Origin of the sequence: Nostocoides vanveenii (assembly GCF_039531165.1) — a bacterium.
GTDB classification, from domain to species: Bacteria; Actinomycetota; Actinomycetes; order Actinomycetales; family Dermatophilaceae; genus Nostocoides_A; species Nostocoides_A vanveenii.
Genome location: NZ_BAAAPN010000028.1, coordinates 1 through 26250 on the forward strand (window position 1 = coordinate 1; position 26250 = coordinate 26250).

Below are 26250 nucleotides of genomic sequence, written 5' to 3' on the forward strand. Positions count from 1 at the left end.
GGTCCAGTACAGCGTCGGGTTCGCGGTCACCGAGACCATCCGCGAGGCCATCACGCGGGTGCCGAAACGGGCCTGGACCCCCGCGATGGACACCGACGGCGATGTTCCGTGAGCACGCCGACATCGTCGAGATCACCGGCCTACTCCCGAAGGAGATGACCGAGAAATGGCCGACCGGGATGCGGGTGATCGTCCGACAGGAACACCCCCACCCCGGCGCGCAACTCTCCCTCTTCGAACACGCCGACGGGTGGCGCTACCAAGCGTTCGCGACCAACACCACCACCGGACAGTTGGCGTTCCTCGAAGCCCGCCACCGCGCCCACGCCCGCGTCGAAGACAGCATCCGGCACGCGAAAGACACCGGCCTCGGCCGCTTCCCCTCCCCCGCAAGCGGGAGGTACCCNGCGCGCTGCCCGAGACGTTGAAGACCTGCGAACCGAAAGCCCTGCGCTACCGCTTCCTCCACATCCCCGCCCGACTCACCACCAGCGGACGACGCCGCCACCCCCCGCCTGCCGGAAACCTGGCCCTGGACCCAGGCCGCCGTCGCCGCATTCACCGCTGTGATGGCCATCCCGCTCCTGACCTGACAACACACTCGGCCCTGACCACCGCGACCCAAGGACCCTCGAAGACCCGCACCGCAGCGCCACGCGGCACCCCCCAGCCAGCCCACCCACCACAAACAGCACCAGCGCGAACATCAAGGCATCAAACCGCTGCCCGTGAAAGACGGAGGCTAGGGCCGAGTGCATCTTCCTGGCCGGGCCATTGTCCCCGGACGTCGTCGGGCTACTGTCACGTGCGCAGAAGCGCGGCATGTCTGGAGATGGCCGCGCGGTACTGCTGGCTGTCATCGTCGATCGCGCGGGCGAGGAGGGCGTCGATGAGGTCCGCCACGGCGACCTGCGCCCGGCCGGCCTCGAGGGCCGCGAGGGCTCCGAAGGCGATGACGGCCGCGCTCTCCGGTCGCTCGCTGGCCAGCTCGGCGAGCAGGGCGCTCGCCTCGTCGGCGCGGCCCGCGAGCCGCAGGCTCGAGGCGAGTTGGATGCGGGCACGGTGGCGGTGGGGCTCGCGCAATCCGGCGGCCAGGGCCGCTTCATACTGCTCGATCGCGGCGGCGGTCTCGTCCCCGGCGTCGAGGGCGCCGGCATACTCGAAGGTGACGCGCGGGTCTCCCGGATTGGCCGTATGCAGTGTGCTCGCCATCGCGATGCGCTCGGCCGGGTCGGTGCTCGCCCACACCGCGTCGAAGTTGGCGTCGAGGTCGTGTTTCCCTTGCGCCACCGTGACTTTGCGACGAATGTCGGCGGGCAGGTCGGGGGTTGCGCCCCGGCTGTGCAACCAGTCGACACAGGCGAGTCGCTGCTCGTGCGTCATGATCGCGATGACATCGCCGTCCGCTGCGAGGGCTGCGAGCGCCTCGAGGCCGGCGAGTTCGCTGGCATGCGCCGGGACGCTGCCGCGTCCGGTGCGTGCCAGCCCGATGCCGAAGTGCGTCTCGAAGTCGGCCGTGGTGCGATCGCGAAGGTATTTGTCCTTGTGGGCGATGACCACGACGTCGGCGCGTTGTCCGGCGATCTCGCCCAGGGACGCCAGGATCTCGTCGGTGCGGTCCCCCGCCGTCCCCAGCGCGAGCAGGACGCGCCCGCCCGCCGGGGTCAGCCCGCGGGCGACGTCGAGGAGGGCCTCCAGACCGGCCTCGTTGTGGGCTAGGTCGAGGATGACCGAGGCGCTGCCCCCGGCGACCGGCAGCGAGTAGATATTCATCCGGCCGGGGTTGAGGGTCTCGTCGGGGATGAAGGAGCGCAAGCCCTCGACCACGGCGTCCACGGGCAGGCCGAGCCCGAGGGCCGCGGCCGCCCCGGCGAGGGCGTTGGCGATGTTGTGCACCGACAGTCCGGACAGCGTGGCCGGAATATCGCGCAGCGGCAAGAGTCGCTCGGTGCGGCCGCCCGGATACAGGATCGTGACGTCCCCGTCGGCGACGGTGATTCCCCGCCCGCCGGCATCGATCGCCTCGCGCAGAGCGGGGGCGCTGGGGTCGAGGGCAAAGGCCCACGGCCGCCCCGGTGAGCGCGCACGCATGGCCCAGGCGCGGGGGTCCTCCCCGTTCAGGACTGTCCAGCCGGTCGGCCTGGTGACCGTGGTGACAATGGCCTTGACCTCGGCAAGTTGATCGACGGTGTCGATCCCCTGCAGACCGAGATGGTCGGCGGAGACATTGGTGACGACGCTCACGTCGTTGGTCGTGACGCCCATGCCCTTCAGGAGCAGGCCCCCGCGGGCCGTCTCGAGAACGCCGATCTCCAAGTCCGGGGTCGCGAGCACGCCGCGTGCGCCGGCCGGGCCGGAATAGTCACCGGGTTCGACGACCTCGCCCATGACGACGACACCGTCCGTCGAACTCCACGCGGTCTTCTTGCCGGCCGTCATCGCGATGTGCGCGACCAGCCGGGTGGTCGTCGTCTTGCCATTGGTGCCGGTGATCGACACGACGGGGATAGTCGGCGTCAGCACCGTAGCGGCCCGACCCCGCTCCGCAGCGTTCATCCGATCTGCCAGATCACTAAGGAGCGGCTCCGGCTCGGCACTTGAAAGCAGTTGCGCCAGAACGGGGGCCAGGCCGTCGCCGAGCACCTCGGCGCGGCCGCGAGAGCGCCAGACGGCCGCGACGACGACATCCTCGGGATGGACGCCGGGTCGGGCGCGGACGCCGACTCGGGCCGTGCCCGCCCGCTTGGCGACGGCGCGGACGAGGAAGACCGGCAGGCGCAGGATGAAGGCGCGACGTTGGACCGACCCGGGCGTGCCGACCCGGGCACGCATACCGAGTCGGTGCACGATCTCGGTCAGTTGCGCGGCCGGCGCGTCGAGATAGCCGGGCAGGGCCAGCATGACCTTCAGTGCGGGGCGGGTGAAATAGAGGTTGGGGCCCTCGAGTAGGCGGACCTCGGAAGCGCTGACAGGTTCGGTCATCGAGGAGTTACTGGCCCATGGCGTGCACGCCACCGTCGACGTGCACGATCTCGCCGGTGGTGGCGGGGAACCAGTCGCTCAGGAGCGCAACGCAGGCCTGGGCGGCCGGCACCGGGTCGTTGACATTCCAGCCGAGCGGGGCTCGCTCGTCCCAGATCTGCTCGAAGCGCTCGAATCCGGGGATCGACTTGGCAGCCGTCGTCCGGATCGGACCGGCAGCGACGAGATTGCAGCGAATCCCCTTGGGCCCGAGGTCGCGAGCCAGGTAGCGGTTGGTCGACTCGAACGCTGCCTTGGCGACACCCATCCAGTCATAGACGGGCCAGGCGAACTTCGCGTCGAAGGTCAGGCCGACGATTGAGCCGCCGACACCCATCAACGGCAGTGCCGCAACACCGAGGGCCTTGAGGCTGTAGGAACTGATCTGGATCGCGGTCGAGACGTCCTCCCACGTGCCTTCGAGGAAGTTGAAGGCGCCCTGCGGGGCGAAGCCGATCGAGTGCAGGACCCCGTCGAGGGTGTCGGTGTGCTCCTTCAGCCGCTCGGCAAGGGTGTCGAGGTGCCCCTGGTCGGCGACGTCGAGTTCGATGACGGCAGGTGTCTCGGGCAGACGCTTGGCGATCGTCGAGGTGATCTTCATGGTCCGTCCGAAGGAGGTCAGGATGACCTTCGCGCCCTGCTCCTGCGCCAGCTTGGCGACGTGGAAGGCGATGGAGGAGTCCATCAGAACTCCGGTGATCAACAAGGTCTTGCCCTCGAGCAACATCGGGCGTCCTTTCGCGTGGTGTCGGCGAGAATCTGGTGTGGAGTCGGTGTCAGTGGCCCATGCCGAGGCCGCCGTCGACCGGGATGACGGCCCCGGAGATGTAGGCCGCCTCGTCCGACGCGAGGAAGAGCACGGCAGCCGCCACCTCCGCGGGCGTGGCAAATCGGCCCGCCGGTATGGCCGCCTTGTAGGCCTTCTGCCGGTCCTCGGGCAGTTCCGCCGTCATATCGGTCTCGATGAAGCCGGGGGCGACGACATTGGCCGTGATACCGCGTCCACCGAGTTCGCGGGTGATTGAGCGGGCGAGGCCGACCAGGCCGGACTTGGACGCCGAATAGTTCGTCTGCCCCGGGCCGCCATAGAGCCCGACGACGCTGGAGATGAAGACGATCCGGCCGAAGCGCTTCTTGATCATGCCGGCGCTCGCCCGACGGGCACAGCGGAAGGCGCCGGCGAGGTTGGTGTCGATGACAGCCTCGAAGTCGTCATCCGACATCCGCATCAGCAGGCCGTCCTTGGTGATGCCAGCGTTGGCGACGACGACTTCGACCGGCCCACCGAAGTGCTCCTCAGCGGCCTTGAAGGCCGCATCCACGGACTCGGTGTCGGTGACATCGCCCTGGACAGCGGTCAATCCGTCCGGTGCCTCGCCCGAGCGGCTGGTGATCAACACAGTGTGGCCTGCCGCTTGCATCGCCTCGGCGATCGCCTGACCGATACCGCGGTTGCCGCCGGTGACGAGGACGTTGCGAGCAGTCATACGAAGATTCCTCCTGAGGGTCCGGAAAAGGCCGCTGGGGACGACCCTAGTGGGCCAGCGTGGACGATGACGGGACCGACGGTGTGGTGCCCGGGGCAGATGCTCGGATCACGGTCAGTCCGGCCCAGGAGGGCGAGGCATAGAGTTGAGCGGTGATCAGTGGGCCGCGCGAAGTGCCGTCGGTCACGACCGCACCCGAGAGCCTGGCGCTAGAACAGGAATCCCGCATCAAGCGCTACCTGATCACGATGGGCATCCGGACGACCTGCTTCTTGGCTGCCGTGCCGCTACACGGCTGGATGCGCTGGACTGCCGTCGCCCTGGCCGTCCTTTTGCCCTATATCGCGGTCGTCTTGGCCAATGCCGTCAAGCCTCGGCCCGAAGGCACGATGACGTATGCCGGCACGAGCGAGACGCCGTTGTGGCTCGAATCGCAGCCAGCAGCCAAGCCGTCGGGTGCCGAACGCGTCATTCTCGAGGGCCAGATCGTCACGCCCGACGACTCAGGCGTAGGCGGCACGCCTTCGGCGTCCCCGAGGATAGCCAAGGTCTCGATCAACGAGTCTCATCATCGACGGCGAGCAACACGGCCGCCCGCCGCCCGTTCTTGGTGACTTCCACACGCTGATGAGTCCGCGCGGTCAGCCGCCGATGGCGGACATCGGCCGGTCGGGCTGGTGGAAGTCCGGGCTGCCGATGCCATGGCCGCGGGCCTTGCGCCACATCTCACCCCGGATCAACTCGGCCAGCTCCGCGTCGCTCGCGCCGGCGCGCAGCGGCGTGCGCAGGTCGGACTCGGCGTTGGCGAACAAGCAGTTGCGGACCTGCCCGTCGGCGGTGAGCCGCACTCGGTCGCACGCGGCGCAGAAGGGCGCCGAGACGCTGGCGATGATGCCCACGGTCGCCGGCCCGCCGTCGATGAAGAAGCGCTCCGCGGGCGCACTCCCCCGCCCGGGCGCCGGCGTCAGGGCGAAGCGTGCGCTGAGCCGGTCGTGGATCTCCCCCGCGGTCACCATCTCGCTGGCCTGCCAGTGGTGGCCCGCGTCCAGCGGCATCTGCTCGATGAAGCGCAGCTCATAGCCGCGCGCCAGGCACCAGGCGAGCAGCTCGGCGACATCGGTGTCATTGATGCCACGCATCGCGACCGCATTGACCTTGACCGGGGTCAGCCCCGCCCGATGAGCCGCCCGAAGTCCCGCCTCGACATCGGCCAGCCGGTCGCGCCGCGTCAGGGCGACGAACTCCTCGGGATCGATCGTGTCCAGCGAGACATTGACGCGGTCCAGGCCGGCCGCGCGCAAGGGCTCCGCCAGCCGGTCGAGACCCAGCCCATTGGTCGTCATCGCGATGGTCGGCCGCGGCTCGAGTTCGGCGATCCGACGCACCAGGTCCACGAGCGAACGCCGCAGGAGCGGCTCGCCGCCGGTCAGCCGGACTTGACGCACGCCCAGCCCGGCGAAGACGCCGATCAGCCGGATCAACTCGTCATCCGAGAGCATCTCGGCCTTGGGCAGCCAGGGCAGGCCCTCCGCGGGCATGCAGTAGGTACACCGCAAATTGCACCGGTCCGTCACCGAGACCCGCAGATCGCGGGCCACCCGCCCGAAGGTGTCGACGAGCCCGTCGTCGGGCCGCCAGGTCGGCATGGGCAGATCGGTCACACAGCCCACCCTAAGTTGTCCGGGGCATGCCCCCCTGTTCAATAGCCGTATGCCGTTGGACCCGCCGCATTCACACCGCTCGGTCCCGCTTGTGGCTCGGACCGCAACGGTCGTGGCTGGGGTCGCGCTGTCGGCCGCCAGCACCGGGTCCGCTTCACCATCCACGGCCTCGCAGCCCACAGCCGCGACGACAAGGCTGTCCCCTTCGCCGAGCTCCGGGGGGTCGTCGTCATCCCCAGCGAACCGTGCGTCATCCGTCCCCAGCGCATCGCGAACGAGCACAAGCGTGCCAACCCCAACAGCGGGCCTGACGCCGTCACCCAGTCCCGCCGCGCTGCTCGCCCCGGCCGTGGGGGAGGGCGTCAACCCGGGTCATCACACGGGTGGACGACTCGACATGGGCCGCCCTCGAGGGCGTCGCATGGACCTCGGCCTGCCCGGTCGGCCGGGACGGGCTGCGCGTCCTCGCCGTGAACGCCTACGGATTCGACGGGTCCCGCCATCGCGGGCGCCTGGTCCTCGCGGCCGCTGCGGCTACCCCCGCGGCACTTCGCCGCGCTCTACGCCCAGCGCTTCCCGATCCGCCAGATGCATCCGCTCGACGCTCCTGGGGCCGCAACCCGAAGGGACCGGGAGCCGACGACTACGCCTCGATGACCGCCGACAACACCTCCGCCTTCAACTGCCGCTATGTGGGCGGTGCGGAGGCGAGCTAACGGTGGAGGACGCACGCATACGGGGTGGCGATCGACATCAATCCCTTCGAGAACCCGTATGTCAGCGCCTCCGACACCGTCTATCCCGACACCTACTTCCTCGAGCACCGCCGCGCGCCGGGGACCTTCACGAGTGCGACGAGCCCGGCCGTCCGCGCCTTCACCGATCAAGGGTTCACCTGGGGCGGGACGTGGGCGCAACCGGACCTGCAGCATTTCCAGCTGCCACGGCAGGTACCGTGAGCCGGTGATCCGCCCGCTGCTGACCCCTCGGTGGCTCGGCGCCCTGCTGCTCGCGGCTCTGTTCGCCTTCGTCGCCTACCACCTCGGCTGGTGGCAGTACTCGCGCTATCAGGCCAAGGCTGATCGCAACACCCGGATCTCGGCCCACTACGACGCCCCACCGCGGCCCCTCACCGACATCCTCACCGCGAGGCCGCTCCCCATCGCCGACGAGTGGACGCATGTCACCGCCACCGGAACGTATGCCGATCCCACCCTCGTCGCCCGCGGCCGCACCTTCAACGGCGACGTCGGTTATGAGGTATTGACGCCCTTCCGCACCACCGACGGCGCCCTCGTGCTCATCGACCGGGGCTGGATCCCCTTGGGCGACAACGGCGCCGAGACGATTCCGCGGATCGCCCCCGCGCCGGCAGGTCAGGTCACGATGACCGGTTGGCTGCGGGTCGGCGAGCAAGCGCGGGGCAAGGTTGCCGCGCAGGGGCAACTGGCCAGCATCAACCTCCCCGAGGCAGCCGCGGCCCTCGGCACCCCGCTGCTCGGCGGCTATGTCCAGTCGGCCGGCGACCCCGGCGCTGCCTCGACCCCGACCGCGGGCGGGGTGCCGACGCCGCTCGGCTTGCCCGACACCGGGCTCGGGCCCCACCAGGCCTACGCCTATCAGTGGTGGGTCAGCATGCCCTTGGGCTTCATCCTGATCTTCTTCGGACTGCGTCGCGAGGAAGGAGTGGCCGCGGACGAATCGGAGGCACCCGGCTCGGCTTCCCCGCCCACCGACGCTCTCGACACCCGCGCCGAAGCCCGCCCGGTCGCTCGACGGAGGCCGCGCGCGACGGAGCGCAAGCCGGGCAAGGTGCGGATCTGGGACGAAGAGGATGCCTGAGCGCCGTCAGACCAACTTCACCACGATGTCGTGCAGGGTGTCACCCGCCCGTGCCACCCGGTCGCCGGCATTGGACAGGTGCCGATAGACCTCACGGCGTTTGAAGACGTCCATCACCATCGCGTAGGCCGCGGGCCCCGTCGGTCCGTCCAGCGACTCCAGGCGGCGCACGTCCTCGGCTGGGTCGAAGAGCTCGGCAAGGGCCTTGCGATATTCCTTCTCGACGCGCCGTTCGCTGATGCGGGCCCTGTCCGCCAGGCCCTCGGCCATCGCCGTCTCGTGTTCGAGCTTGCCGTAGCCCTCGTCCAGGGCCCGGGCGCCCTCCAGCAGGAGCGACGCCATCCGGATGGTGTGTGCGTCCGGCGCCACGCGGAGCACCTCCATCTCGCGAACCGTCGTGCGGGCATAGGTGGTCAGCCGGTGCAGGGACGAGATCGCTCGGTAGAGCTCCTCTCGGTCCATCGGGGTCGAGAAGGCAGCGTTGAGGGCGTTCATGCTGGCCTCTTTCATCGCCGAGGCCGCGATCTCGTTGTCCTTGACCCGGGCCCCGAAGTCTGGGTCACCGTCGGACTCCATGAACTCCACGAGCAACTCCAGGCTCGCGACCGCTCCTTTGGATTGTGCGCGGAGCAGGTCGAAGAAGTCCGGGTTCTTGGGGAAGACCCGGCGCACCAGCCGCATCGGTCCGTGCTCAGTGTCCATTGGGCGCTCCTTGTCGGGGGTTACCAGAAGAGTCGGATGATCAGGATCGTCACCACGGAGACGGCGGCTGATCCGGGGATCGTGACCAGCCAGGTGGTGAGGATCTCCTTGGCCTTGGCCCAACGCACGTCGCGGGCATGGTCGGCGGCACCGATGCCCATGATCGAGGACGAGACGACGTGGGTGGTCGAGACCGGTGCGCCGAGCAGGGAGGCGGCGTAGATGACGCCGGCGGAGGTCAGTTGGGCATCGAGTGCGTGGATGGGCCGGATCTTGTAGATGCCGAAACCGACGGTCCGCACGATCCGCCACCCGCCCGAGAGGATCCCGCAGGTGATCGCGCTCGCGCATATCAACATCACCCAGAAGGGCACGGCGAAGTCGGCGATCCGCCCTGCGAGCAGGAGGACGAGGGTCAAGATACCCATCGACTTCTGGGCGTCATTGGCGCCGTGCGAGAAGGCCAGCCACGCCGAGGTCACCCATTGGGCGCGCCGCAGCCCGGTGTTGGCGCTCGGCCGGGCGCGACGAAGCAGCAGGGCGGAGATCTTCTGCAGCAGGAAGCCGATGACGAAGCCGACGATCGGGCTGAGCAGTAGCCCCATGAGCACCTTGGTCACGCCCGTGACATGCCCGCGTCCCAGCTCGCCGAAGCCCCAGATCACGTGTCCCGCACCGACACTCGCAACGACGGCGCCGCACAGGCCGCCGGTCAGCGCGTGCGATGACGATGACGGTATGCCGAGCCACCAGGTCCCGAGATTCCACACGATCGCGCCGACCAGGCCCGCGAGAATGATCAGGATCGCGCGTCGCGCATCCACGTCGCCGAGTTCGACGAACTTCCCGATGGTGTTGGCCACCGCCGAGCCACCGAGCAGGGGCCCGAGGAATTCGAACGTCGCGACGATGACGACCGCCTGGATCGGGGTCATCGCTCGCGAGGCGATGACGGTTGCAATGATGTTGGAGGCGTCGTGGAAGCCGTTGGTGTAGTCGAAGAGCACGACAAGGACGACGGCGAGCACCGCGAGCGCGGTCAAGCTCGTCATGGCGTCTTTGCCTTCCGTTCACCTGGAATTCATCCGGCGCCGACTGTAGGGCTCACCCTCGTATTTGGGAAGAGAGGCAAGACTCACCCCGCGACGGGCGCGTCCGCCTCGCTGAATTGGGTGCGGTAGAGATCGGCATACAAGCCACCGGCCGCGAGCAATTCGTGGTGGCGGCCACGCTCGACGATGCGGCCGCCGTCGACGACGAGGATCTGGTCGGCCCGGCGAACGGTGGAGAGGCGGTGGGCGATCACCAGGGCAGTGCGGCCGGCCAGCGCGGTGTCGAGGGCGCGCTGCACCATCAACTCCGACTCGCTGTCCAGGTGCGCGGTCGCCTCGTCCAGGACGAGCAGGCCCGGCCCCTTCAGCAGCAAGCGAGCAATGGCCAGTCGCTGCTTCTCACCGCCGGAGAGCCGGTAGCCCCGGTCACCGACGACCGTGTCGAGGCCATTGGGCAGGCCGGCCACCAAGCCGCCGATCTGCGCCGCCTCGAGAGCGGCATGGATCTGCTCCTCGGTCGCCTCGGGAGCCGCGAAGAGGAGATTGGCCCGGATGGTGTCGTGGAAGAGATGCGACTCCTGGGTCACCACGCCGACCGCGCCGGTGACCGAAGCTAACGTGGCGTCACGCAGATCCATCCCCTGCAGCCGGATCGTCCCGGAACTCGGATCATAAAGGCGCGCAACGAGATTGGTGATCGTCGTCTTGCCCGCACCGCTGGGGCCGACGAGGGCGACCAGCTCGCCCGGCGCCGCAGAGAAGGTCACCTCGCGCAGCACCACAGCCCCGGCGGACCGGTCCCCGGACACCGTCGTCTCGAGCGACTTCAGCGATGCCTGATCCGCGCCGGGATAGCGGAAGTCGACCTGGTCGAAGTCCACGCCCAGGGCTCCCCCCGGCAGGGGTTGAGCGTTCGGGGCCTGGCGGATCGCGGGGGTCAGGTCGAGGATCTCGAAGACCCGGGTGAATGAGACCAGGGCCGTCATGACGTCGACGCGCACATTGCTCAGGGTGGTCAGCGGCCCGTAGAGGCGGGCGAGCAGCGTGGCGAGGGCGATCAGGGTGCCGACGGTCAGGGTCTTGTCGATGGCCATGACGCCACCGAAGCCGTAGACCATCGCTGTCGCCAGCGACGCGATGAACGTCAACGCGATGAACAAGATCGTGCGGTTCATCGCGATCTTGATCCCGATGTCACGGACGCGGGCGGCGCGATCGGCATACTCGCGATCCTCGCGCTCGGGGTCACCGAAGAGCTTGACGAGCAGGGCTCCCCCCACGTTGAAGCGTTCGGTCATCCGGGAGCCCATCTCGGCATTGAGATTCATCTGCTCGTGCGCCAGGGCGGCGAGCCGACGCCCCATCCACCGGGCGGGCAGCAGGAAGAAGGGGACAAGGGCGAGCGCCGCCAGGGTCAGTTGCCACGACAGCGCGAGCATGGCGGCGACGATCAGGGTGAGTGAGACGATATTGCTCACCACGCTCGACAGCACGCTGGTGAAGGCCTGTTGCGCCCCGATGACGTCATTGTTGACGCGAGAGACGAGGGCACCCGTCTGCGCGCGGGTGAAGAAGGCGATCGGCTGCCGCAGGACGTGTCCGAAGACCTGCGTGCGCAGGTGATAGATCAGCCCCTCGCCGATGCGCGCGGAATACCACCGCGAAAAGACCGAGACGCCGGCGTCGAGGACGGCGATGACGGCGATGATCGAGGCCAGCTCTATGACCAGCGCCTTGTCGCCGGGGATGACCCCGCGATCGACGAGCCGGGCGAGCAGCAGCGGGGTGGCGACGACGAAGAGGGCGTCGATGACCACCAGCGTGAGGAAGGCCGCGATGACCGCGCGGAAGGGGCGGGCATACGTCAAAACGCGACGCGCGGTCCCGGGCGGCAGCGCGGTCTGGGCGACGCTGCCGTCGCGGGTGAGGCTGTGCATCACTTGCCAGGGCGACGTGCTCATGGCCCAAGTCAACCGTCAGGCACCGACAACGATTCCCGTGTGGGTCACCGCGCGGCAGCGGCCCGGGCCAGCACCAGCCGTGCCACCGCATCGGTATCCCCGAGCACGCCCCCGACAAAAGGTATGCCGTCGGCGCGGCACCGCGCGACCATCCGGTCGCGCAACACCCCCTCGGCGAGCATCGCCGAGACCCCGACCACCTGGGCGCCCCCGTTAAGGTGGCCGACGGCATCGTCCAGGGGTTTGTAGTCGTCCAGGGTGGCGAAGGCATAGTGCGGGCCAGGCGGCACACCCGCAGCGATCGCGGCGAGCAGTTCGTCGACGGCGGCACGCCGCGAACTCCCGGCGACGTAGACGACGACGCCGTCGGCGCTCGGACGATCCCGCCGCAGGAGCTCCCCGATGGCCTCCCCGATCGCCGCGTCCGGGCCCAGAGCGTCCGCCAGCAGGACGCGACGCCCGTATGCCGTGGCCAACGCCGCGGCCGCATCGGGGACGTCCACCTCGACATGGAAGGCGCGGCTGAGCAGGGCCGGAACGACCACGACGTCCCGGTCGGCACCCGCAACCGACAGCACGTGACCGCTATGCCCCGGGGTCGGGCCATGGTGATCGAGATAGGCGATCCGGACCTCGCGGCCGGGGTCGAGCACGGCGACGCGGGCGGCCAGTGCCTCGATGCCGTGCGCGTGCCGCGGATCGGGCGACCCATGCGCGAGCAGCACGATGGTGGCCGCCACGGCGTCGTCGGGAAGTGGCGTCATACGTCCGATCTAAGCCGACGCGGTCGGCCCGGCAAAGGGCTCGGCCGACCCGGAGAGGAGCTGCAGTTGTTCGCGAACCGCGACGACGTCGCCGACGACGATCACCGCCGGGGCGCGAACGCCGACGCGGGGGGCGTCGGCAGCGGCGCGCTCCAGAGCGGTGACGGTCGTGCGTTGCTCGGGTGTCCAGCCGGACTCGATGATCGCCACCGGGGTGCGGGGGTCGCGGCCGGAGGCGATGAGCCCCTCGGCGATGGTGGCGAGCGCGGAGACCGCCATCAGGAGCACCAGGGTGGCATCGGGTGCCGCGTCGCGGGCGGCGGCGAGCACGGACGCGGGCCCGTCGTGGCCTGAGGCGAGCACAAAGGAGGCGGTGATGCCCCGGTGGGTGACCGGGATGCCGGCGGCGGCGGGGACCGAGATGCCGGAGGTCACACCGGGCACGACCTCGATCGGAATGCCGTGCGCCGCGCAGTGCAAGGCCTCCTCACCGCCGCGGCCGAGGACGAAGGGGTCGCCGCCCTTGAGGCGGACCACCTGGGCGCCCTCCTTCGCGTGGCGCACGAGCAGTTCATTGATCTCGAATTGCGGCACCGGGTGATGACCGGCCGTCTTGCCCACGGGCACGATGAGCGCGTTGGGCGCCAGGTGGGCGAGCGCGGTCGTGGGGCCGAGGCGGTCGGCCACGACGACGTCCGCCTGCGCGAGCAGGCGGCGGCCACGGACGGTGATCAGATCCTCGGCGCCGGGCCCGCCCCCGACGAGGGCGACCCGCCCGGGCGGCTCCTGTCGAGCGTCGTTACCGCGCTGCCGGCGGCTGGGCAGCTCTCCGGTGTCCAGAGCGACGAGGATCGCATCGCGCAGCGCCGTTGCGCGCCGAGGGTCCCCGCCCGCGGTGACGGCGACCTGGATGCCGTCGGCGTCCCCGCGGCCGACGCCGACGGCCGGCACCCAGGCGGCCGACGCCGACGCGTCGTCCGCGCGGATGCACCAGATCGCCTCTGCTGCAGCCGCATCCGCGACCGCTTGATCCACCGTTGGCACGCCCGTTGCCGTATGCACGAGCCACGCCCGAACGGGCAGCGTCAGGTCCCCGGGGGCGAAGGTGCGTTGCGCCCACTCCACCTCACCGGTGGCAGCGAATGCGCGCAGCGCTTCGGTGGCAGCGGGCGAGACGAGGTGCACGGCGGCGCCAGCGGCGACGAGGCGCCGGACGCGGCGCTCGGCCACCACTCCCCCGCCCACGACGAGGACCCGGCGGCCGCGCACGTCCAGCGTCAGCGGGTAGTCGGGGGCGCAGCCGAGCGTCAGCGCGGTCATATGTGCAGCCCGCATTCGACCTTGTCCTGGCCCGCCCACCGGCCGGCCCGGGGGTCCTCGCCTTCACCGACAGCGCGGGTGCACGGCGCGCAGCCGATGGAGGCAAAACCCAACTGCCGCAACGGGTTCAAGAAGACGCCGTTCTCGGCGGCGTAGCGGTCCGCTTCGTCGTGGGACCAGCCGACGATCGGGTTGATCTTGAGCATCGAGCGCTTGGCATCCCACTCGATGAGCTGGGCGTCGGCGCGGGTCGCGGCGTCGGCGCGACGCACCCCGGTGACCCAGGCGGCATACCCCTCCAGGGCGGCATTGAGCGGCGCGACCTTGCGCATCCGGCAGCAGAGGTCGGGGTTGCGGTCGTGCAGCCGGGGACCGAATCGCACGTCCTGGCTCTCGACGCTCTCGCGCGGGTAGACCGTGCGGATCGACAGGGGGAGCATCACGGCATACGCATCGCGGGTGCCGATCGTCTCAGGGAAGTGGTAGCCGGTGTCGAGGAAGAAGACGTCGAATCCCGGGGCCGTCGTCCCGGCGAGGTGGAGCAGGATCTCATCGCCCATCGAGCTGGCAATGGTCAACTGGTCCCCGAAGCGCTCACGAGCCCAGGCGAGGACGTCGCGCCCGAGGGCGATCTTCTCCTCATAGGTGGTGGCCGCGGCCTCGCGCTCGAGGAACTCCTCGATGTCGGCCGTCTGATTCTCGGCGGGGATCACGCTCACCGCAGGTCGTCCTCGTCGGCTCGGTGCGCCCACGCCGCGAAGCTCTCACCCTCGGCGCGCTGCTCGAGATAGTGGCCGGCAACCCGGTCGATGTAATCGGGCAGGTCCTCGGCCGTGACCTTCAGGGCGCGGGTCTTGCGCGCCAGCGTCGGGTTGATGCCGAGTGCACCGCCGAGATGCACCTGAAAGACCTCCTGCAGTTCGTCGTTCTCGTCGCGCTGCACCATGCCCTTGAGGCCGATGTCGCCGACCTGGGTGCGAGCGCATGCGTTGGGGCAACCGTTGACGTGGATGCCGAAGGGCACATCCATCTCGGGCCGGCGTCGTTCGAGCGCGACGACGACCGTGCGGGCCCGGGCCTTGGTCTCGGTCAGGCCCAGCTTGCAGAACTCGATCCCGGTGCAGGCCAAGGCATTTCGTCGATAGACGCTGGGCTGCGCGATCAGGTCGTGGGCCGCGAGCCGCTCGGCCAAGGCGGGTGCGTCCGCCTCCTCGACGTCGAGGACGAGGAACTTCTGATGAGGGGTCAGCCGGACACGGAACGAGCCGTAGCTCTCGGCAAGGTCGGCGACCGCGGTCAGTGTCGATCCGCTGACGCGGCCGGCGATAGGAGCCGTGCCGACCCAGACCTTGCCGTCCTTCTGCTTGTGGATGCCCACGTGGTCGCGGTGGCCGTCCGGCGGCGTGACCGGCTCGGGACCGTCGGGGAGGGCATACCCCAGGTATTCGTCCTGGAGGATCCGCCGGAACTTCTCCGGACCCCAGTCGGACATCAGGAACTTCAGCCGGGCCCGGTTGCGCAGGCGGCGGTAGCCGTAGTCGCGGAAGATGCCGATGACCCCGGCCCAGACCTGTGGCACCTGCTCGAGGGTGACGAAGGCGCCGAGCCGGCGGGCGAAGATCGGGTTCACCGAGAGGCCGCCGCCGACCCACAGGTCGAACCCGGGGCCAAGCTCAGGGTGGTTGACCCCGACGAAGGAGACGTCGTTGATCTCGTGGACGACATCGAGTGCCGGCGAGCCCGAGATCGCGGTCTTGAACTTGCGTGGCAGGTTGGAGAACTCGGGGCTGCCGATGTAGGTGCGGCGGATCTCCTCGATCGCCCACGTGCCGTCGATGATCTCGTCCGCCGCGATTCCCGCGACCGGTGAGCCGATGATCACGCGGGGGGCGTCGCCGCAGGCTTCCAGTGTGTGCAGACCGACCGCATCGAGGCGCTCCCAGATGGCTGGCACGTCCTCGATGCGGATCCAGTGCAGCTGGATGTTCTGCCGGTCGGAGATGTCGGCGGTATCGCGCGCGAACTCGGTGCTGAGCGCGCCGATCGTGCGCAACTGTTCGGTCGTCAGGATGCCGCCGTCGCTGCGCACGCGCATCATGAAGAACTCGGCGTCCAGTTCCTCGGGGGCGAGGGTCGCGGTCTGGCCGCCGTCGATGCCCTCCTGGCGCTGGGTGTAGAGGCCCATCCAGCGGAATCGGCCGCGCAGGTCGTCGCTCGGGATGGACGCGAAGCCCTCCTTGGCGTAGACGTCGATGATGCGCTGCCGGACGTTCAGCGCGTCGTCGGCCTGCTTGAAGGCTTCGTTTCCGTTCAGCGGGGTCAGGTCGCCGTCCGCCCAGGCGCCGGTGACGGCGGTCCGAGTCGGTCGGGTTGCAGTGTCGGTCACATCGCAAATGCTACAAGGTGACGTTATGGACCGCATAACGCACCGTTATACGTATCACGTGTTGGACAGGACGTCTGGCCGCCTCGGGCCGGTCAGGCGAGGGCCACCAGGTCGAGGTAGTCCGGGCCCCAGAGGTCCTCCACACCGTCGGGGAGCAGCAGGATCCGCTCCGGCTGAAGTGCTGCCACGGCGCCCTCGTCGTGGGTGACGAGCACGACCGAGCCCTTGTAGGTCGACAGGGCGCTGAGGATCTCGGCCCGGGAGGCGGGGTCGAGGTTGTTGGTCGGCTCGTCCAGGAGCAGCACGTTAGCCGCCGAGACGACAAGTAGAGCGAGCGATAGGCGGGTCTTCTCGCCACCCGAGAGCACCCGCGCTGGCTTCTCGACGTCGTCACCGACGAAGAGGAAGGAACCGAGCACCTTGCGCACCTCGGTCTCCCCCAGGTCGGGAGCGGCCGACTTCATGTTCTCCAGGACCGAGCGCGCGAGGTCGAGATTTTCGTGCTCCTGCGCGTAGTAGCCGAGCTTGAGCCCATGCCCCGGCTCGACCTGCCCGGTGTCCGGCGGGTCGATGCCGGCCAGGATGCGCAGCAATGTGGTCTTGCCTGCCCCGTTGAGGCCGAGGACGACGACCTTCGAGCCGCGGTCGATCGCCAGATCGACGTCGGTGAACACCTCGGTCGAGCCGTATGACCGCGACAACCCGCTCGCCCGCAGTGGCGTGCGCCCGCTCGGGGCCGGGTCGGGGAAGCGCAGCTTGGCCACCCGGTCGTGCTGGCGCTCCCCCTCCACGCCGGCGAGCATCCGCTCGGCGCGCCGGATCATGTTCTGTGCAGCCGTGGCCTTGGTCGCCTTGGCGCGCATTTTCTCGGCCTGGTCGAGCAGGGCGCCGGCCTTCTTCTGGGCGTTGGCGTATTCGCGTTTGCGACGCCGCTCGTCGAGTTCGCGCTGCTCGAGATAGGCCTTCCAGCCGACGTTGTAGACGTCGATGACCCCGCGGTTGGCGTCGAGGTGGAAGACCCGGTTGACGACGACCGCGAGCAGGTCGACATCGTGGGAGATGACGATCAGGCCACCCGGGTAGCCCTTGAGGTAGTCGCGAAGCCAGACGATCGAGTCGGCATCGAGGTGGTTGGTCGGTTCATCGAGCAGGAGCGTCTCGGCCCCGGAGAAAAGGATGCGCGAGAGTTCGATCCGGCGGCGCTGGCCGCCGGAGAGGGTGCCGATCTCCTGGTCCAGTTGCTTCTCGGTGAGCCCGAGAGCGGCGGCGATCGATGCGGCTTCGGACTCGGCGGCATACCCGCCGGCGGCGGTGAATTCGGCGTCCAGGCGGGCATACCGGCGCATCGCCTTCGAGCGCGCTTCCTCGGTGGCGGCCGCCATCGCGTGCTCGGCCTTGCGCAGGTCGCGAACAATGGTGTCCAGGCCGCGCGCCGAGAGGATGCGGTCGCGGCCGGTGACACTCAAGTCGCCGGTGCGCGGGTCCTGCGGGAGGTAGCCGACCTCGCCGGAACTGACGGCCGACCCGGCCGCGGGCAGCGCCTCACCGGCCAGGACCTTGCACAGCGTGGTCTTGCCGGCGCCATTGCGGCCGACGAGCCCGACGCGGTCGCCGGCGTTGATCCGGAAGGTCGCGTCGTCCAAAAGAAGCCGCGAACCGACGCGCAGTTCGAGACCGCTGACAGCGATCACGGCAGACTCCTGGTTGATACGATGTGGGCCCGGGCGCGCGCAGGTCACGACACGGTCATTACGGGCTCCCTCAGGAACACGTCACTGAGGGCTGACAGTTAGTCTAAGGCGCACGCACACCGGGGCCGAAATGGCCCCACTGCCGGGAAAGGTCCCCTGCATGAGTTTTAACGACGACGTCCAACTGGACACCTCCTCCATCGGTAGCGGTGGAGGAGGCGGGGGGGGCCGTGGCGGGCTGGTGGTCGGCGGCGGCATCGGTGGGTTGATCCTGGCGATCATCATCATGCTGCTCGGCGGCAATCCCGGCAGCCTCGGTGGCGATCAGACCGGCTCGGACCCGAATGCGCAGAATGTCGACAGCAGCGCGATCCAGCAGCAGTGCAAGACCGGCGCGGACGCCAACAAGTACGCCGAGTGCCGCATCGTCGGCACGGTGAACTCGGCCAAGTCCTTCTGGAGCGATGAATTGCCCCGCTACGGCAAGCAGTTCCGCGAGCCCGGGACGATCATCTATAGCGGAGCCACGCAATCAGCCTGCGGCACGGCCTCCAACCAGGTCGGCCCGTTCTATTGCCCGCTGGACGAGAAGATCTACATCGACGCGAGCTTCTTCGACCTGCTCACCCAGCGCTTCGGCGCCGACGACGGAGCGCTCGCGCAGGAGTATGTCGTCGCGCACGAATACGGCCACCACATCCAGAACATCCTCGGCTTGCTCGGCCGGGCGCAGCAGGACCCGCAGGGCGAGACCAGTGGAGCCGTGCGCATCGAGTTGATGGCGGACTGCTTTGCCGGCATGTGGGCCGGGCACGCCTCTAGCACCAAGGACGCGACCGGCACCACCTATCTCAAGCCGCTGACCGAGACCGACATCCGCTCGGCCCTCTCGGCCGCCTCCGCCGTCGGCGACGACCAGATCCAGGAGAAGACGCAGGGCCGGGTCACTCCGGAGTCCTGGACCCACGGCTCCGCCGAAGGGCGTCAGCGCTGGTTCATCCAGGGGATGAAGGCCGGCGACGACATCAACAAGTGCAACACCTTCAACGTCAACGACCCCAACACCCAGGTCGTCAGCTGACCCAGCGCCGATGAGGTCAGGCGATGGGCGTGTCGAGCAGGTAGACGCGCACGGACGTGCCGCGCTTGATGGCGGTCTCCAGCACGGCCCGGTTGGGGTCGGGCAGGTCGTAGAGGCCGCGCCGGGGCAACTCGCGCAGGGCGGCGAGCCGGCGATCGGAGAGCACGGACGCGACCAGTTCGCGGTCGCCGCCGACGATCAGGCCCGGGCCGGGAGGCAGCGCCCCACCGGCAGGCAGTTCGCCTGTCTCATCGATCGGGGCGGCGAGGTCGACAAGGATCCGGGCGGCGTGGTCGGCCACGGCGCCCACCAACTCGTCGGCCTGGTTGTCGCGACGCCGGGCATACCGCTGTTGCGACCAGCCACCGGCCGAGGTGCGCGATTGAACGTAGCGCGTCCCGACCTTGTGCAGCACCAGGCGGCCGGCGCGGACGCGCCCCACGGCATACCCGCCGCGGCGCACCAGGATCAGGCCCAGGGGGTCGTGATCGAAATATTCCAGGCGGGCGACGGCGCCGTCGTCGCCGACGATCCGGTCGGGCCGGCCGGTCGCTGTGGGGCCGCCGTGGCGGTCGGCGAAGCCGGTCAGCCAGCCGGCCAACCGGTCCGCCGCCACTTCGACGGTGCGCGGTGCCACGGGGACACCACCTGCGTTAGATGTTGAAACCAAGGGCACGAAGTTGCTCCCGGCCGTCGTCGGTGATTTTGTCAGGGCCCCATGGTGGCATCCAGACCCAATTGATGCGATACGACGCGACGAGACCGGTCAAAGCTTGATCGGTTTGATCCTCGATCACGTCGGTCAGCGGACAGGCCGCGGACGTCAGGGTCATATCGAGCACAGCATGGTTTTGGACGTCCACGGTGATCCCGTAGACGAGGCCGAGGTCGACGACATTGATCCCGAGCTCGGGGTCCACGACATCGCGCATCGCTTCTTCGACGTCGGCGACATTGGCGGGCAGGGTGTCGGTGTCAGACATGGCACTCCAATTCAGAGATCGATTCCGGTCATGGCCAGCGCATCGGCGAGGGCCATCCAGGGCAGTAGGGCGCACTTGACGCGCGCGGGGTAGCGGGCGACGCCAGCCAGGGCGACGGCGTCGCCGATGACGTCCTCGTCGCCGCGGTCGGCACCCTTGGAGGTCAACATCGCCCGGATGGCGGCGTATTTCTCCCGCGTCGTTGCCACCGCCTCCCCAGTGACCAGGTCGGTGAGCATAGAGGCCGACGCCACCGAGATCGAGCACCCGAGCGCGTCATACGAGACGTCGCTGACGCGGCCATCGTCCAACGCGACGCGCAAGGTCACCTCGTCGCCGCAGGTGGGATTGACGTGATGGGCCTGCGCCGCGAATGGCTCGCGCAGCCCGGCACCCTGGGGGCGCTTGGCGTGCTCGAGGATGAGTTCCTGATAGAGGTCCATCAGTGCGTCACCCCGAAGATGTCCGGCACCCGGTCGAGGACGGCGAAGAAGGTCGCGATCTCCTCGGGGGTGTTGTAGGGCGCGAGGCTGGCGCGGGTCGTCGCCGCAACGCCGAAGCGCCGGTGCAGGGGCCATGCGCAGTGGTGGCCGACGCGGACGGCGACGCCGTGGTCGTCGAGGATCTGGCCGACGTCATGGGCGTGCACGCCGTCGACGACGAAGGAGACCGCTCCCCCGCGATCTTGCAGGTCGTCCGGGCCGACGACGCGTGTCCAGGCGCGCGCGTGGAGTCCGTCGAGGAGCAGGGCCGTCAGGGCGTGCTCGTGGGCGGCCACGCGGCCCATGCCAAGATCGGTCAGGTAGTCGCAGGCGGCGGCCAGGCCGATTGCCTGGGCGGCGTTGGGCACCCCCGCCTCGAACTTCTGCGGGGCTGGGGCATAGGTGGCCCGCTCCATCGTGACGGTCTCGATCATCGAGCCACCGGTGAGAAAGACCGGCATCTCGGCCAGCAACTCCCGGCGGCCCCAGAGCACGCCGATGCCCATCGGGCCGAGCATCTTGTGACCGGAGAACGCCACCAGGTCGACGTCGAGCCCCGCGACATCGATGGGCAGGTGCGGCACGGATTGGCAGGCGTCCAGCACGACCAAGGCCCCGACTGCATGGGCGCGGGCCGCGATCGTGGCAACCGGATTGATCGTCCCGAGCACATTGGACGCGTGCACGATGGCGACAACCTTGGTGCGCTCGGTGACGATCCGGTCGAGATCGCTCAGGTCCAGGCGGCCGGTGTCCGTGACCGGCAGCCACTTGAGCGTCGCGCCGGTGCGCCGCACAAGCTCTTGCCACGGAATGAGATTGGCGTGGTGCTCCATCTCGGTGACGACAATCTCGTCACCCGGACGCAGCAGGAAGCGGTTGCCCGCACCCCCGCCACCGCCGCTTGGTGCATTGGAGAAGGCATAGGCGGCGAGGTTGAGCGACTCGGTCGCGTTCTTCGTGAACACCACTTCGTCCGCGGCCGCGCCGATGAAGCGGGCGATCGTGACGCGGGCGGCTTCATACGCTTCGGTGCCCTCCTCGGAGAGCGCGTGTGCGCCGCGGTGCGGGGCGGCGTTGAGCCGGGTGTACCAGTCCCGCTCGGCGTCGAGCACGGCATACGGCTTCTGCGAGGTGGCTCCGGAGTCGAGGTAGACCAGCGGCCGGTCCTCGCGGACGGTGCGGCCCAAGATCGGGAAATCGGCGCGGATGCGCGCCAGCTCCTGATCGCTGAAGGCGCCCGCGACAGCCGTCGTGGTGGTCGTCATCGGCGGTTCAGACCCCGGCGGTGAGGAAGCGGTCGTAGCCTTCGTTCTCGAGGCGTTCGGCGAGCTCGGGCCCGCCCTCCTCGGCGATGACGCCGTCGACGAAGACGTGCACGAACTCGGGCTTGATATAGCGCAGAATCCGCGTGTAGTGCGTGATCAGCAGGACACCGAGGTCGGTGTTCTCCTGGGCTCGGTTGACGCCCTCGGAGACGACGCGCAGGGCGTCGACGTCGAGGCCGGAGTCGGTCTCGTCGAGCACCGCGAAACGCGGCTTGAGCAACTCCAGCTGGAGGATCTCGTGGCGCTTCTTCTCGCCGCCCGAGAAGCCTTCGTTGACACCGCGCTCGGCGAAGGCGGGGTCCATGCGCAGATTGCCCATGGCCTCCTTGACATCCTTGACCCACGTGCGCAGCTTGGGGGCCTCGCCGTCGACGGCGGTCTTGGCGGTGCGCAGGAAGTTGGACACGGTGATGCCGGGGACCTCCACGGGGTACTGCATGGCCAGGAAGAGCCCCGCCCGAGCGCGCTCGTCGACGCCCATGGCCAGGACGTCCTCGCCGTCGAGAGTGATCGAGCCGCCGGTCACGGTGTACTTGGGGTGGCCGGCGATGGAATAGGCAAGGGTGGACTTGCCGGAGCCATTGGGGCCCATGATCGCGTGCGTCTCGCCGGAGTTGATGGTCAGGTCGACGCCGCGGAGGATTTCCTTCTCGACGTCGTCGGCGGTGATGCTGACGTGCAGGTCGCGAATTTCGAGTGTGGACAAGGGATTTCAGCTCTCGGTGTCGATGACGAAGGATTCAGGAATGGAGATGACCACGTCGCCGTCCTCGATGGCGACGGGGTAGGTCGCCACCGGCACGGTCGCCGGGAGGCAGTCGGGCTCGCCGGTCCGGATGTCGAAGCGCGAGCCGTGCAGCCAGCACTCCAGGTGGCAGCCGTCGAGCTCGCCCTCGGAGAGCGAGACATTGGCGTGCGTGCAGACATCGTCAATCGCATAGACCGCGCCGTCCTCGGCGTGGACGATGGCGATGGCATGCCCGTTGATCTCGGCCTTGACCGGTCCGACCGCCGGGAGTTCATCGAGCCGGCAGACGGTCAGGGGCACGAGTTCCTCGGTGTGGGCCTGCGCGCTCATGCGGTGACCTGCTCGGCCTGGGCGATGGTCGCGAGCTCGGCGTCGATTGCTGTCATCAGGTGGCCGATGACTTCGGGGATGCCGATTCGGCTGACAATGCTGGCGAAGAAGCCGCGCACGACCAGGCGGCGCGCCTCGGTCGCGGTGATCCCCCGCGACTGAAGGTAGAACAACTGCTCGTCGTCGAAGCGCCCTGTCGCAGAGGCGTGTCCGGCCCCCGCGATGTCACCCGTCTCGATCTCGAGGTTGGGGATCGAGTCGGCGCGCGCGCCGTCGGTGAGAATCAGGTTGCGGTTGAGCTCGTACGTGTCGGTGCCTTGCGCCGCCGCGCGGATCAGCACATCGCCCACCCAGACCGTGTGGGCACCGTCGCCCTGGAGCGCGCCCTTGTACTCGACATTGCTGCGGCAGTGCGGCACCGCGTGGTCGACGAAGAGCCGGTGCTCGAGGTGCTGGCCGGCGTCGCAGAAGTAGACGCCGAAGGCCTCGAAGCTGCCGCCCGGGCCGGCATACGACGCATTGGTGTTCAGGCGCACGATGGCGCCGCCGAGGGTGACGGCGATGTGCTTGACGCTGGCGTCGCGCCCGACCACGACGTCGTGCTGGCCGAGGTGGATGCTGCTGTCGTCCCACTCCTGCACGCTGACGACCGTCACGTGCGCACCGTCGCCGGCGACAATGGTCACGATTTCCCCGTATGCCGCCCGGCCCGCATGCCCGAGGATCACCGTCGCGTCCGCGTGGTGACCGACCCGGATGAGCAGGTGGCCGTGCACGAGCGCACCGTCCGCACCGGTCAGGGTGAGCCGGACGGGCTCGGTGAGCTCGGCCTCGGCGGGAATGTCGACGACACCCACCCCACCGCTGTTGGCGGCCGCCACGGCAGCCGCCCGGTCGGCGGGCATGGGTGCGCCCGAGGCCTGCCAGTCGGCGACCGACATCGTGCCCAGCCGCACGCCGGCGGGCAGGGTCTCCTCCCAGTCCAGGCAGTTCCCCGTCGCTTCGTCGGCGAAGAGCTTGCGCAGCCGGTCGACCGGCGTGAAGCGCCACTCCTCCTCGCGGCCCGTGGGCATGGCGAAGTCGGCCACAGCATACGAGCGGGTTCGTTCGGCGCGCGACTGGTCGGGGACGAAGGTCGCCGCGCTATCGGTGTGGGCGACCAATCCGCTTGCGCGAGTGGTCTTTTCAGCCAGAAGGCTCATTTTCGGGGACCTCGTGACGTACGGGAGGAGCGGAGCGGGGGAAGACTTCGCGGGGTCATCTAGCCGACCGCTCCTTCCATTTGCAGTTCGATCAGGCGATTGAGTTCGAGGGCGTACTCCATCGGCAACTCGCGCGCGATCGGCTCGACGAAGCCGCGCACAATCATCGCCATGGCCTCCTGCTCCGAGAGCCCGCGCGACATCAGATAGAACATCTGGTCCTCGCTGACCTTCGAGACGCTCGCCTCGTGGCCCATCTGGACGTCGTCCTCGCGGATGTCGACATAGGGGTAGGTGTCGGAGCGGCTGATCTGGTCCACGAGCAGCGCATCGCAGACGACGCTCGACTTGCTGCCGTGGGCGCCCTCGACGATCTGGATCAGGCCGCGATAGGAGGTGCGTCCGCCGCCGCGCGCGACCGACTTGCTGACGATGGTCGAGGAGGTGTTGGGCGCCGCGTGCACCATCTTGGCGCCGGCGTCCTGGTGCTGGCCCTCGCCCGCGAAGGCGATGGACAGCGTCTCGCCCTTGGCGTGCTCACCGAGCAGGTAACACGCGGGGTACTTCATCGTGACCTTGGATCCGATATTGCCGTCCACCCACTCCATCGTCCCGCCCTCGGCGACCGTGGTGCGTTTGGTGACGAGGTTGTAGACGTTGTTAGACCAGTTCTGGATGGTCGTGTAGCGGACGCGGGCGTTCTTCTTCACCACGATCTCGACGACCGCCGAGTGCAGGCTGTCGGACTTGTAGATGGGCGCTGTGCATCCCTCGACGTAGTGCACATAGGAGCCCTCGTCAGCGATGATGAGCGTCCGCTCGAACTGGCCCATATTCTCGGTGTTGATCCGGAAGTAGGCCTGCAACGGGATGTCGACGTGCACGCCCGGGGGGACATAGATGAACGAGCCACCCGACCATACGGCCGTGTTGAGCGACGCGAACTTGTTGTCGCCGGCCGGGATGACGGAGGTGAAGTATTCGCGGAAAAGGTCTTCGTGCTCGCGCAGCCCGGTGTCGGTGTCGACGAAGATGACCCCTTTTTCCTCCAAATCCTCTCGGATTTGATGGTAAACAACTTCGCTTTCATATTGCGCGGCCACGCCGGCGACGAGGCGCTGCTTCTCGGCCTCGGGGATGCCGAGGCGGTCATAGGTGGTGCGGATGTCCTCGGGCAGTTCCTCCCAGGAGGTGGCCTGCTTCTCGGTGGACTTCACGAAGTACTTGATGTTCTGGAAGTCGATGCCGGTCAGGTCGCTCCCCCACTGCGGCATCGGCTTCTTGTCGAACAGCCGCAGGGCCTTCAGCCGCAGGTCGGTCATCCACTGGGGCTCGTTCTTGCGGCGGGAGATGTCGCGGACGACCTCGTCGTTCAGGCCGCGCCGGGCGGTCGCGCCCGCGTCGTCCCTGTCGGCCCAGCCGTATTCGTAGTGGCCCAGGCCCTTCAGTCCGGGGTTGAGGTCTTCGATGCTCTGCGTCATCGGTCTCTCCGTTCGGTTGGGATGGTGCTGGACGGTGCCGGCTCGGTCGGGATGAAGGTCGTGCAGACGTGGTCGCCGTGCGCGAGGGTGGCGAGGCGCTGGACGTGTACGCCGAGCAGTCGGGAGAAGGCTTCGGCCTCGGCGTCGCAGAACTGCGGGAATTCCGCCGCGACCGACTGCACCGGGCAGTGCCCCTGGCACAACTGGATGCCAGTCAACGGAGCAGCCGCTCCCGGCAGGCCGATCGGCCGGGCGCTCGCGTCGAAGCCGTCGCGGGTCAGCGCACTGACGAGGGCGTCGACGCGCTCACCCGTGCCCTCCAGGTCGGCCAACTCGACGGCATACCCCTTCTCCAGCTTCGCGATTCGAGCGCGGGCGAAGGAGGCGACGGCGACAGGCCCGGCGGTCTCGGCGAGGAAGGTCAGCGCCTCGCTCGCGAGGTGGCCGTAGTCGCTGGTCAGTGCCTCGTGGCCGCTGTCGGAGACGACGTATGCCCGTGCCGGTCGCCCGCGACCGCGGCGCGGCCCGAGGTCGTCGCGGACCTCGATCAAACCCGCCTCGAGCAGGCCGTCGACCTGGCGACGGACGGCGGTGTCGCTGATCCCGAGGAGGGTGGCGAGGCGAGTCGTGGTCACGGGCGCATGACGGCTGATGGCGCGCAGCACTCGTCCACGGGCCCCGGCCTCGGGGGCCACGGGCACGCTGGCATGGTGCGCTGCCGTCATGCC

25 protein-coding genes and 2 pseudogenes are annotated in these 26250 nt (G+C 68.9%); 5 read left to right on the plus strand and 22 right to left on the minus strand.

The window, feature by feature from the left end; genetic code table 11:
• Positions 1-801 precede the first annotated feature (801 nt).
• The 3 genes from ABD209_RS05135 to fabG are packed head-to-tail and all read right to left on the minus strand — an operon-like array spanning position 802 to position 4508.
• Positions 802-2982, minus strand: coding sequence for a tetratricopeptide repeat protein (locus ABD209_RS05135; protein WP_344063053.1), 2181 nt, complete (start codon positions 2980-2982; stop codon positions 802-804).
• A 7-nt stretch (positions 2983-2989) separates the two neighbouring features.
• Positions 2990-3748: an enoyl-ACP reductase FabI gene (fabI, locus tag ABD209_RS05140; protein ID WP_344063056.1), complete on the minus strand. Its 759-nt coding sequence runs from the start codon at positions 3746-3748 to the stop codon at positions 2990-2992.
• Between the two features lie 49 nt (positions 3749-3797).
• Positions 3798-4508: a beta-ketoacyl-ACP reductase gene (gene fabG, locus ABD209_RS05145; RefSeq protein WP_344063059.1), complete on the minus strand. Its 711-nt coding sequence runs from the start codon at positions 4506-4508 to the stop codon at positions 3798-3800.
• A gap of 173 nt (positions 4509-4681) precedes the next feature.
• Here fabG and ABD209_RS19740 point away from each other — a divergent pair.
• Positions 4682-4873 (plus strand): annotated as a pseudogene (locus ABD209_RS19740) (DUF3099 domain-containing protein); the annotation flags it as partial.
• A 190-nt stretch (positions 4874-5063) separates the two neighbouring features.
• Here ABD209_RS19740 and ABD209_RS19745 read toward each other — a convergent pair.
• Positions 5064-5129: a hypothetical protein gene (locus tag ABD209_RS19745; RefSeq protein WP_425564578.1), complete on the minus strand. Its 66-nt coding sequence runs from the start codon at positions 5127-5129 to the stop codon at positions 5064-5066.
• Positions 5130-5149: 20 nt separating this feature from the next.
• Entirely contained in the window at positions 5150-6154 is a 1005-nt protein-coding gene (gene moaA / locus ABD209_RS05155) for a GTP 3',8-cyclase MoaA (protein WP_344063230.1), read from the minus strand.
• 398 nt (positions 6155-6552) lie between these two features.
• Between moaA and ABD209_RS05160 the strand changes: the two genes are divergently transcribed.
• The 3 genes and pseudogenes from ABD209_RS05160 (at position 6553) to ABD209_RS05170 (ending at position 8011) form a co-directional block, all read left to right on the plus strand.
• On the plus strand, positions 6553-6885 hold the full coding sequence (locus ABD209_RS05160) for a hypothetical protein (protein WP_344063064.1): 333 nt from the start codon (positions 6553-6555) through the stop codon (positions 6883-6885).
• Between the two features lie 21 nt (positions 6886-6906).
• Positions 6907-7128 (plus strand): annotated as a pseudogene (locus ABD209_RS05165) (M15 family metallopeptidase); the annotation flags it as partial.
• 4 nt (positions 7129-7132) lie between these two features.
• Positions 7133-8011: an SURF1 family cytochrome oxidase biogenesis protein gene (locus tag ABD209_RS05170; protein ID WP_344063067.1), complete on the plus strand. Its 879-nt coding sequence runs from the start codon at positions 7133-7135 to the stop codon at positions 8009-8011.
• A gap of 6 nt (positions 8012-8017) precedes the next feature.
• Here ABD209_RS05170 and ABD209_RS05175 read toward each other — a convergent pair whose 3' ends face one another.
• The 8 genes from ABD209_RS05175 to ABD209_RS05210 all read right to left on the minus strand — a co-directional run bounded on the left by ABD209_RS05175 (position 8018) and on the right by ABD209_RS05210 (position 17887).
• On the minus strand, positions 8018-8713 hold the full coding sequence (locus ABD209_RS05175) for a DUF47 domain-containing protein (protein ID WP_344063070.1): 696 nt from the start codon (positions 8711-8713) through the stop codon (positions 8018-8020).
• A gap of 20 nt (positions 8714-8733) precedes the next feature.
• The gene (locus ABD209_RS05180) at positions 8734-9765 is read right to left on the minus strand and encodes an inorganic phosphate transporter (protein WP_344063073.1); all 1032 of its coding nucleotides are present in this window, start codon (positions 9763-9765) and stop codon (positions 8734-8736) included.
• An 83-nt stretch (positions 9766-9848) separates the two neighbouring features.
• Positions 9849-11726 carry an ABC transporter ATP-binding protein gene (locus ABD209_RS05185; RefSeq protein ID WP_344063076.1) on the minus strand — a complete coding sequence of 626 codons (1878 nt, stop codon included), beginning with the start codon at positions 11724-11726 and terminating at the stop codon, positions 9849-9851.
• A gap of 44 nt (positions 11727-11770) precedes the next feature.
• On the minus strand, positions 11771-12490 hold the full coding sequence (locus ABD209_RS05190) for a sirohydrochlorin chelatase (protein WP_344063080.1): 720 nt from the start codon (positions 12488-12490) through the stop codon (positions 11771-11773).
• A gap of 9 nt (positions 12491-12499) precedes the next feature.
• Positions 12500-13810 (minus strand): uroporphyrinogen-III C-methyltransferase, encoded by a 1311-nt coding sequence (gene cobA, locus ABD209_RS05195; protein ID WP_344063083.1) that lies wholly within the window; start codon positions 13808-13810, stop codon positions 12500-12502.
• Complete coding sequence (locus ABD209_RS05200; protein ID WP_324385475.1) at positions 13807-14529, minus strand: phosphoadenylyl-sulfate reductase; 723 nt, start codon at positions 14527-14529, stop codon at positions 13807-13809. The genes cobA and ABD209_RS05200 overlap by 4 nt, the downstream gene beginning before the upstream one ends.
• The gene (locus tag ABD209_RS05205; protein ID WP_425564575.1) at positions 14526-16196 is read right to left on the minus strand and encodes a nitrite/sulfite reductase; all 1671 of its coding nucleotides are present in this window, start codon (positions 16194-16196) and stop codon (positions 14526-14528) included. The genes ABD209_RS05200 and ABD209_RS05205 overlap by 4 nt, the downstream gene beginning before the upstream one ends.
• Before the next feature lie 92 nt (positions 16197-16288).
• A complete protein-coding gene (locus ABD209_RS05210; protein ID WP_344063089.1) occupies positions 16289-17887 on the minus strand; it encodes an ABC-F family ATP-binding cassette domain-containing protein in 1599 nt (532 codons plus the stop codon).
• 160 nt (positions 17888-18047) lie between these two features.
• Here ABD209_RS05210 and ypfJ point away from each other — a divergent pair, with 160 nt between their 5' ends.
• The gene (gene ypfJ, locus ABD209_RS05215) at positions 18048-18968 is read left to right on the plus strand and encodes a KPN_02809 family neutral zinc metallopeptidase (RefSeq protein ID WP_344063092.1); all 921 of its coding nucleotides are present in this window, start codon (positions 18048-18050) and stop codon (positions 18966-18968) included.
• A gap of 16 nt (positions 18969-18984) precedes the next feature.
• Here ypfJ and ABD209_RS05220 read toward each other — a convergent pair whose 3' ends face one another.
• Genes ABD209_RS05220 through ABD209_RS05260 form a run of 9 tightly spaced genes read right to left on the minus strand, consistent with a single transcriptional unit; the run spans position 18985 to position 26247 of the window.
• Positions 18985-19605, minus strand: a complete 621-nt coding sequence (locus ABD209_RS05220) for an acVLRF1 family peptidyl-tRNA hydrolase (RefSeq protein ID WP_344063095.1) — start codon at positions 19603-19605, stop codon at positions 18985-18987.
• A 16-nt stretch (positions 19606-19621) separates the two neighbouring features.
• A complete protein-coding gene (locus ABD209_RS05225) occupies positions 19622-19951 on the minus strand; it encodes a metal-sulfur cluster assembly factor (protein ID WP_344063098.1) in 330 nt (109 codons plus the stop codon).
• An 11-nt stretch (positions 19952-19962) separates the two neighbouring features.
• A complete protein-coding gene (sufU, locus tag ABD209_RS05230) occupies positions 19963-20394 on the minus strand; it encodes a Fe-S cluster assembly sulfur transfer protein SufU (protein ID WP_344063101.1) in 432 nt (143 codons plus the stop codon).
• Positions 20394-21701 carry a SufS family cysteine desulfurase gene (locus ABD209_RS05235; protein ID WP_344063104.1) on the minus strand — a complete coding sequence of 436 codons (1308 nt, stop codon included), beginning with the start codon at positions 21699-21701 and terminating at the stop codon, positions 20394-20396. Before ABD209_RS05235 ends, sufU begins: the two co-directional genes overlap by 1 nt.
• Before the next feature lie 7 nt (positions 21702-21708).
• Positions 21709-22467: a Fe-S cluster assembly ATPase SufC gene (gene sufC / locus ABD209_RS05240; RefSeq protein WP_344063107.1), complete on the minus strand. Its 759-nt coding sequence runs from the start codon at positions 22465-22467 to the stop codon at positions 21709-21711.
• A 6-nt stretch (positions 22468-22473) separates the two neighbouring features.
• Positions 22474-22839, minus strand: a complete 366-nt coding sequence (locus ABD209_RS05245) for a non-heme iron oxygenase ferredoxin subunit (protein ID WP_344063110.1) — start codon at positions 22837-22839, stop codon at positions 22474-22476.
• Positions 22836-24041, minus strand: a complete 1206-nt coding sequence (gene sufD / locus ABD209_RS05250; RefSeq protein ID WP_344063113.1) for a Fe-S cluster assembly protein SufD — start codon at positions 24039-24041, stop codon at positions 22836-22838. Before sufD ends, ABD209_RS05245 begins: the two co-directional genes overlap by 4 nt.
• 59 nt (positions 24042-24100) lie before the next feature.
• Positions 24101-25522 (minus strand): Fe-S cluster assembly protein SufB, encoded by a 1422-nt coding sequence (gene sufB / locus ABD209_RS05255; RefSeq protein WP_324385486.1) that lies wholly within the window; start codon positions 25520-25522, stop codon positions 24101-24103.
• Positions 25519-26247, minus strand: a complete 729-nt coding sequence (locus ABD209_RS05260) for a helix-turn-helix transcriptional regulator (protein WP_344063233.1) — start codon at positions 26245-26247, stop codon at positions 25519-25521. Before ABD209_RS05260 ends, sufB begins: the two co-directional genes overlap by 4 nt.
• Between the last annotated feature and the right edge of the window lie 3 nt (positions 26248-26250).

Bases quoted from the DNA above. Each gene is read 5' to 3' on its own strand.
- ABD209_RS05260 (WP_344063233.1), bottom strand. From the start codon at position 26,247: ATGACGGCAGCGCACCATGCCAGCGTGCCCGTGGCCCCCGAGGCCGGG.
- moaA (WP_344063230.1), bottom strand. From the start codon at position 6,154: ATGCCGACCTGGCGGCCCGACGACGGGCTCGTCGACACCTTCGGGCGG.
- ABD209_RS05235 (WP_344063104.1), bottom strand. From the start codon at position 21,701: ATGACGACCACCACGACGGCTGTCGCGGGCGCCTTCAGCGATCAGGAG.
- fabI (WP_344063056.1), bottom strand. From the start codon at position 3,748: ATGTTGCTCGAGGGCAAGACCTTGTTGATCACCGGAGTTCTGATGGAC.
- cobA (WP_344063083.1), bottom strand. From the start codon at position 13,810: ATGACCGCGCTGACGCTCGGCTGCGCCCCCGACTACCCGCTGACGCTG.
- sufU (WP_344063101.1), bottom strand. From the start codon at position 20,394: ATGGACCTCTATCAGGAACTCATCCTCGAGCACGCCAAGCGCCCCCAG.
- sufD (WP_344063113.1), bottom strand. From the start codon at position 24,041: ATGAGCCTTCTGGCTGAAAAGACCACTCGCGCAAGCGGATTGGTCGCC.
- ypfJ (WP_344063092.1), top strand. From the start codon at position 18,048: ATGAGTTTTAACGACGACGTCCAACTGGACACCTCCTCCATCGGTAGC.
- fabG (WP_344063059.1), bottom strand. From the start codon at position 4,508: ATGACTGCTCGCAACGTCCTCGTCACCGGCGGCAACCGCGGTATCGGT.
- sufB (WP_324385486.1), bottom strand. From the start codon at position 25,522: ATGACGCAGAGCATCGAAGACCTCAACCCCGGACTGAAGGGCCTGGGC.
- ABD209_RS05190 (WP_344063080.1), bottom strand. From the start codon at position 12,490: ATGACGCCACTTCCCGACGACGCCGTGGCGGCCACCATCGTGCTGCTC.
- ABD209_RS05225 (WP_344063098.1), bottom strand. From the start codon at position 19,951: ATGTCTGACACCGACACCCTGCCCGCCAATGTCGCCGACGTCGAAGAA.
- ABD209_RS05180 (WP_344063073.1), bottom strand. From the start codon at position 9,765: ATGACGAGCTTGACCGCGCTCGCGGTGCTCGCCGTCGTCCTTGTCGTG.
- ABD209_RS05245 (WP_344063110.1), bottom strand. From the start codon at position 22,839: ATGAGCGCGCAGGCCCACACCGAGGAACTCGTGCCCCTGACCGTCTGC.
- ABD209_RS05175 (WP_344063070.1), bottom strand. From the start codon at position 8,713: ATGGACACTGAGCACGGACCGATGCGGCTGGTGCGCCGGGTCTTCCCC.
- ABD209_RS05135 (WP_344063053.1), bottom strand. From the start codon at position 2,982: ATGACCGAACCTGTCAGCGCTTCCGAGGTCCGCCTACTCGAGGGCCCC.
- ABD209_RS05185 (WP_344063076.1), bottom strand. From the start codon at position 11,726: ATGAGCACGTCGCCCTGGCAAGTGATGCACAGCCTCACCCGCGACGGC.